The organism is Phaeobacter sp. B1627, from assembly GCF_006265095.1.
Lineage (GTDB): Bacteria > Pseudomonadota > Alphaproteobacteria > Rhodobacterales > Rhodobacteraceae > Epibacterium.
Map to the genome: position 1 here is coordinate 1 of NZ_VCNK01000112.1, position 810 is coordinate 810.

The 810-nt window shown below is 61.4% G+C and carries 1 protein-coding gene; it reads left to right on the plus strand.

The annotated features are described in order from the left end of the window. On the plus strand, nucleotides 1–810 hold an 810-nt coding region (locus FGE21_RS19895; RefSeq protein ID WP_139665131.1), incomplete at both ends, for an IS66 family transposase.

Sequence of the window (810 nt, forward strand, 5' to 3'; positions counted from 1 at the left end):
AAAAGCTCTGAGAAGATCGAGCGCGAGATCGAACAGTTGGAGCTGGCGCTCGAAGACCTGCAGGTCGCCATGGCCGAGGCCGATGGAGCGGCGGGGCCGGACGCGGATGTCGAGGATGACATCACCACGTCAAACGAAGCCGTCCCAGAAGAGAAACTGCCGCGCCGCCGCCCGCGCATCTCGAAGGATGCCCCGCGCGAACGCCGGGAACTCGACCCCGGCGACAGCTGCCCTGATTGCGGCGGTGACCTGCGCGTCTTGGGCGAGGATGTGAGTGAATTGATCGACATGATCGCAGCCCAACTGAAGGTCATCGAGATCGCCCGGATCAAGAAGTCCTGCCGCCGCTGTGAAAAGATCGTGCAGGAACCAGCCCCGAGCCGCCCGATCCCGCGCTCTATGGCCGGACCCGGCCTTCTGGCATACATCCTCACGTCTAAGTTCGACGACCACGTCCCGCTTTATCGTCAGCACGAGATTTTTGAGCGCATGGGCGCCGATATCCCGGACACTACACTGGTCGATTGGTGCGGGGCTGCGATGCGGACCCTGACACCGCTGATCGAGCGCATTGAAGCCGACATAATGGCCAGTGACATCCTGCATGCTGACGATACTCCAATCCGCGTGCTCGACCGTTCCGCCAAATCCAAAGGGCTTGGAAAAGGCGTCAAGCAGGGCCGCATTTGGACGTATGTGCGTGATCAGCGGCCATGGGCAGGGCAAGCGCCGCCGGGCGCGGTCTATTACTTCTCGCCAGACCGAAAGGGCGAACATCCCCGCAAGCATTTGAAGAATAGTACGGGTATC